Raw genomic sequence first — 5,721 nt, 5'->3', positions numbered from 1 at the left:
TATCTTCTAAGTTATATTTTTGATTTAAATAATTATCCAAGTATTTTTCTTAATCTGTATAGTTTTGATTTTTATGTAAAATTTGTTTCTTTTTGTAACTTATTTTTTTAAATAAGTTAGAAAAAAAATAAGTTAGAAAAAAATAAGTTAAATAAAAGTATTGATAAGATATTCTGAATCTGATAAAAATAATTTTTTAGTTTTAAGGAATAAACTATGAAAAAGTTTGCTTTTATTTTATTTTTATTTAATTTTTATTTTTGTAATTTTTTACAAGCAGAAGACAAACTTGATAAAGAACAAGTTTTTACTTTTAATGCTGGTGTTGCTCCTCAATCTCTAGATCCAGCTAAAATCGATGGTTCTCCCGAAGGTATTTTTATAAGAAATTTGTTTGAAACTTTGCTTATTTCCGATAAGAATGATAAACCCGCACCTGGTGTAGCTTTGACTTGGTCTCATAGTGATGATTATAAAACTTGGACTTTTAATCTCAGAAAAGATGCTAAATGGTCTAATGGAGATAAGGTAACAGCTAATGATTTTGTTTTTGCTTGGAGAAGGTTAGTTGATCCTAAAACTGCTTCGCCCTATGCTTCTTTTTTGAATTATATGAAACTTAAAAATTCTTCAGCTATCATAAACGGTGAGATGAATCCGGATCAATTAGGAGTTGAAGCTAAAGATGATTACACTTTAATTTTACATTTGGAAAGTCCCGTTCCTTTTGCAGATCTTTTAACTCAGTTTTATGTTCTTTCTCCGGTTCCAAAAAAAGTTGTAGAAAAATTTGGTGATTCTTGGAGTGAACCAAAAAATATAGTAGGTAATGGAGCTTTCAAGCTCGATTCATTTGTTGTTAATGAAGAAGCTGTTTTATCTAAAAATCCTTACTATTGGAATATTGCAAAGGTAATGCTTAATAAGGTGATTCTTTTGCAAATTCAGAATGATTCTGTTGCTTATACGCGTTATAGAACAGGGAATTTGGATATTAGTCAATTTCCTTTGGAGCTTTTAGATAAAGTAAAAAAAGAATATTCTAATGAATTAAAAATTGGACCTCAGTTATGTACTTATTATTATGAATTAAATATTAAAAACCCACCTTTTAATAATAATAAAGTTCGCCAAGCACTTTCTATGGCTTTGGACAGAAATATTATTACAGATCAGGTTTTAAGACAAGGTCAAATTCCTGCTTTTACCTTCTCTCCTCCTGTAATCAATGCGGCTGAATTAATCACTCCTCCAGAATGGTCTAAATGGGATAGTAGTAAACGTCATCAAGAGGCTATAAAACTTTTAAATGAAGCAGGATATAATCAAAATAATCCTTTAAACTTTACTCTCTTGTATAACACAAATGAAAATCATAAAAAATTAGCAATAGCTGCTTCTTCTATATGGAAGAAAAATTTAGGAGGCATTGTAAATGTTAAACTTCAAAATCAAGAGTGGAAATCTTTTTTATCTACTAGACGTTTGGGCCAACAACAAATGGCTAGAGCTGGTTGGTGTTCGGATTATAATGAAGCAAGTAGTTTTTTAAATATATTTTTATCAAATTCTTCAAACAATACTTCAGGATTTAAAAGTGAAGAATATGACAAAGCTATTAGTTTAGCATATAAGGCAAAAACGGAAAAAGAAAGGGCACAATTTTATGCGGAAGCTGAAAAGATTTTATATGATAATAATGTTATAATACCTATTTATTTTTATACGACAAGTTATCTTGTTAAACCTTATGTAAAAGGCTTTAAAATACAACCTTCTCAAAATAATTATTTTAAAGATATTTATATATTAGAACATTGAGGTTTATAAGTGTTAAAATTTATATTTTCTAGATTTTTGCAAGCAATTCCTACTTTATTTATTCTTGTTACAATTTCTTTTTTCTTAATGAGATTAGCTCCAGGTAGTCCTTTTATGGGTGAAAGAGCTTATCCTCCTGAAGTGATGAAAAATATCAATGCTAAATATGGTTTAGATAAACCTTTAATAGTTCAATATAGCATTTATCTTAAAAATTTAGCACAAGGAGATTTTGGACCAAGTTTTGTTTATAAGGATTTATCTGTGAATGATCTTTTAGCTCAGTCTTTTCCTGTTTCGATTATTTTAGGTGTAATAGCTTTTATTTTATCTGTATTTACAGGGGTTGGAATAGGTATTATAGCAGCTTTGAAGCAAAACAGTATTTTAGATTATTGTGTTATGGCTTTTACGATGATAGGAGTTGTTTTGCCTAGTTTTATTATAGCTCCTTTACTCGTATTAATTTTTTCTATAAAATTAGAATTATTACCTTCAGGGGGATGGAATAATGGAGAAATTCGATATCTAATCTTACCTGTATTAGCTTTGTGTATAGTTTATGTTGCAACTATTTCTAGAATTACTAGAAGTTCTATGATTGAAATTTTACATTCTGATTTTATAAGAACAGCTAAATCCAAAGGTTTATCCTCTTCGAGGATTTTATTTTATCATGCTTTAAGACCGGCACTTATACCCGTGATTTCTTATCTGTCTCCTGCTTTTGTGGGCATTATAACAGGCTCTGTAGTAATAGAAAGTTTTTTTACTATACCGGGTGTAGGTCAACTTTTTGTCAATGGAGCTTTGAATAGAGATTACTCTTTAGTGCTTTCTTTAACAATTATTGTTGGAGTTCTTACTATATTTTTTAATGCTATTGTTGATATTATTTATGTTTTTTTAGACCCTAAAATAAAAATTAAGGCTTAAAATGAAATTATTTAATACACATAATTTAAAGCAATTGGTTCAAGAATTTGAAGAAGATTTGAACTATAACTTAGAAGATCTTAGAAGAAATTGGGAAAGTCAGCAGATATATCCACAACTTTTAAATCAAAGAGAAATTAAAGGAAGAAGTCTTTGGCAAAATGCTATGAGAAAGTTTTTTTGCAACAAAGCTGCTGTGATAAGTTTAGTTTTGATTATTTTGGTTATTTTATTTTCTTTTTTTGGTTCAGCCTTATCCAAATATACTTATGATGATACCGATTTTTCTTTAATTGCCTCTTCTCCTAGTTTGGAAAATGGCCATTATTTTGGAACAGATAATTTAGGTCGAGATTTATTTGTAAGAGTAGCTATAGGCGGTAAGATTTCTTTGCTTGTTGGTATTACGGGTGCTTTGATGGCTATTATTATAGGTATTATTTATGGAGCAATTTCTGGATATTTTGGTGGAAAAGTGGATATGATCATGATGAGAATTTTAGAAATTTTTTCCGCCTTGCCCTTTATGTTTTTAGTTATTCTTTTAGTTACATTTTTTGGACAAAGTATATTTTTAATTTTTATTGCTATTGGAGCTGTTAGTTGGCTTGATATGGCAAGAATAGTAAGGGGGCAAACTTTAAGTCTTAAAAATAAAGAATTTATTCAAGCTGCTTTAGTTTGTGGAGTGAGTGCAAAAGATATTATCTTAAAACATATAGCACCTAATTTATTAGGTTTGGTAGTTGTTTATGCTTCTTTGTTGGTTCCAGGAATGATACTTTTTGAATCCTTTTTAAGTTTTTTGGGTTTAGGAGTCCAAGAACCTTTAACTTCTTGGGGTTCTTTAATGAATGATGGAGTGAGTTCCATGGAACAAACCCCTTGGTTAGTCGGATTTCCTTCGACATTTTTGGTAATTACTTTATTTTGTTTTAATTTTATAGGAGATGGTCTAAGAGATGCTTTAGATCCGAAAGAAAGATAAGATGTTGTTAGAAGTTAAAAATTTACAGGTTAGTTTTAAAACACCTGATGGCATAGTAAAAGCTGTTAATGATGTGAGTTTTAGCTTAGATGAAGGTCAAACGCTTGGCATAGTAGGTGAATCAGGTTCTGGAAAATCGCAAAGTGTATTTGCTTTGATAGGTTTATTAGCTAAGAATAGCATTATTGGAGGTAGTGTTTTATTTGATGGAGAAGAAATTTTAAACTTAAATCCTAAGGCTATGAATAAATTACGTTCGGAAAAAATATCTATCATTTTTCAAGATTCGATGACCTCTTTAAATCCTTATATGAAATTGGGAGATCAGCTTATAGAGGTTTTGACCGTTCATAAGGGAATGGAATATAAAAAAGCTTTCATCGAAAGTGTTCATATGTTAGAAGCTGTAAAAATTTCTGAAGCTAAAAATAGAATGAAAATGTATCCTCATGAGCTTTCAGGTGGTATGAGACAGAGAGTCATGATTGCTATGGCGCTTTTATGTAAACCTAAGCTTTTAATTGCTGATGAGCCAACAACAGCTTTAGATGTTACAGTTCAAGCACAAATTATGACATTACTAAAAGAATTGCAAAAAGAATTCAACATGGCTATTATCTTAATCACTCATGATTTAGGAGTCGTTGCTGGAACTTGTGATAATGTTTTAGTTATGTATGCAGGCAGGGTGATGGAATATGCCAAGGTAGAAGATATTTTTTATCGTCCTACACATCCTTATACTTTGGGACTTATGAAAACTATTCCACGTTTAGACTTAGAGCAAAAAGAACTAGAATTAATTCCAGATAATCCACCAGATTTATTAAATTTGCCAAAAGGTTGTTCTTTTGCTCCAAGATGTTCTTTTGCAAAAGAAATTTGTTTAAAAAACCCTATTCTTGAAGAAGTTGGTTTTCATAGAAAAAGAGCTTGTTTTGCGCCAATAAATTTAGTTTTAAAGGATTATAAATGAAAGAGTTGCTTTTAGAAACTAAAGATTTAAGTGTATTTTATACAATCAGAAAAAATGAAGGTTTTTTTAGAAATAAAGTAACAAAAATGAAAGTTATTGACAAAATGAATTTAAAACTTTATCGAGGAGAAACTTTAGGTATAGTGGGTGAATCAGGGTGTGGTAAATCTTCATTAGCTAAGGCTATTTTAGGATTAAATAAAGATTTAGATGGTGATATATTATGGATGGGCAAGAGTCTTAAAAATCAGAATAATAGAAAATGGAAAAATATAAGAAAAGATATACAAATGATTTTTCAAGATCCTTTAGCTTCTCTTAATCCTCGTATGACTATAGGAGATATTATTGCAGAACCTTTAAAGGTTCATTTTCCATATATGAATACTAAAGAAATTAAAGAAAAAGTTTTACAAATAATGCAAAAAGTATCTTTGATTCCAAGTTTAATTAATCGTTATCCGCACGAATTTTCAGGAGGACAATGCCAAAGAATAGGAATAGCTAGAGCATTAATTTTAGAACCTAAATTAATAGTGTGTGATGAGCCAGTTTCGGCTTTAGATGTTTCTATACAAGCCCAAGTAGTTAATTTACTTAAAGAGATACAAAGACAAACTCAATTATCTTTAATTTTCATTGCTCATGATTTGTCTATAGTTAAACATATTTCAGATAGAATTTTAGTTATGTATTTGGGAAATATTGTTGAAATCGCGGATTATCAAAAAATTTATAGCAATACAAAACATCCTTATACCAAAGCCTTGATATCAGCCATACCAATACCAGATCCGAAAATTCAAAAAAATAAAGAAATTCAACTTCTAGAGGGAGAATTGCCTTCTCCTATTAATCCTCCAAGCGGTTGCGTTTTTAGAACTCGTTGTCCTATAGCTAGCGATATATGTATTAAGAATAAACCTGAATTTAAGTGTGAGGATAATCATTTTTATGCTTGCTTTAATATATAATAAAATTTTAGTCTATAAATTTTTTA

5 protein-coding genes are annotated in these 5,721 nt (G+C 29.5%); all 5 read left to right on the top strand.

Annotation, left to right across the window (positions count from 1 at the left end; genetic code table 11):
* Positions 1-216 precede the first annotated feature (216 nt).
* Genes H2279_RS08085 through oppF form a run of 5 tightly spaced genes read left to right on the top strand, consistent with a single transcriptional unit; the run spans position 217 to position 5,695 of the window.
* Positions 217-1,821 (top strand): ABC transporter substrate-binding protein, encoded by a 1,605-nt coding sequence (locus H2279_RS08085; RefSeq protein WP_337196217.1) that lies wholly within the window; start codon positions 217-219, stop codon positions 1,819-1,821.
* A 9-nt stretch (positions 1,822-1,830) separates the two neighbouring features.
* Positions 1,831-2,757, top strand: a complete 927-nt coding sequence (gene oppB / locus H2279_RS08080) for an oligopeptide ABC transporter permease OppB (RefSeq protein WP_337196216.1) — start codon at positions 1,831-1,833, stop codon at positions 2,755-2,757.
* Position 2,758: 1 nt separating this feature from the next.
* Positions 2,759-3,745 (top strand): oligopeptide ABC transporter permease OppC, encoded by a 987-nt coding sequence (gene oppC, locus H2279_RS08075; RefSeq protein ID WP_337196215.1) that lies wholly within the window; start codon positions 2,759-2,761, stop codon positions 3,743-3,745.
* 1 nt (position 3,746) lies between these two features.
* Positions 3,747-4,721 (top strand): oligopeptide/dipeptide ABC transporter ATP-binding protein, encoded by a 975-nt coding sequence (locus H2279_RS08070; protein WP_337196214.1) that lies wholly within the window; start codon positions 3,747-3,749, stop codon positions 4,719-4,721.
* Positions 4,718-5,695, top strand: coding sequence for a murein tripeptide/oligopeptide ABC transporter ATP binding protein OppF (oppF, locus tag H2279_RS08065; protein WP_337196213.1), 978 nt, complete (start codon positions 4,718-4,720; stop codon positions 5,693-5,695). Before H2279_RS08070 ends, oppF begins: the two co-directional genes overlap by 4 nt.
* Positions 5,696-5,721 lie beyond the last annotated feature (26 nt).

It is taken from the genome of Campylobacter sp. B0100352/1 (assembly GCF_020135855.1).
Taxonomy (GTDB): Bacteria; Campylobacterota; Campylobacteria; order Campylobacterales; family Campylobacteraceae; genus Campylobacter_D; species Campylobacter_D taeniopygiae.
The sequence above is the reverse complement of the archived record's forward strand: the minus strand, read 5'-3'. Positions and strand labels throughout refer to the sequence as shown.

Bases quoted from the DNA above. Each gene is read 5' to 3' on its own strand.
- oppC (WP_337196215.1), top strand. From the start codon at position 2,759: ATGAAATTATTTAATACACATAATTTAAAGCAATTGGTTCAAGAATTT.
- oppF (WP_337196213.1), top strand. From the start codon at position 4,718: ATGAAAGAGTTGCTTTTAGAAACTAAAGATTTAAGTGTATTTTATACA.
- H2279_RS08070 (WP_337196214.1), top strand. From the start codon at position 3,747: ATGTTGTTAGAAGTTAAAAATTTACAGGTTAGTTTTAAAACACCTGAT.
- H2279_RS08085 (WP_337196217.1), top strand. From the start codon at position 217: ATGAAAAAGTTTGCTTTTATTTTATTTTTATTTAATTTTTATTTTTGT.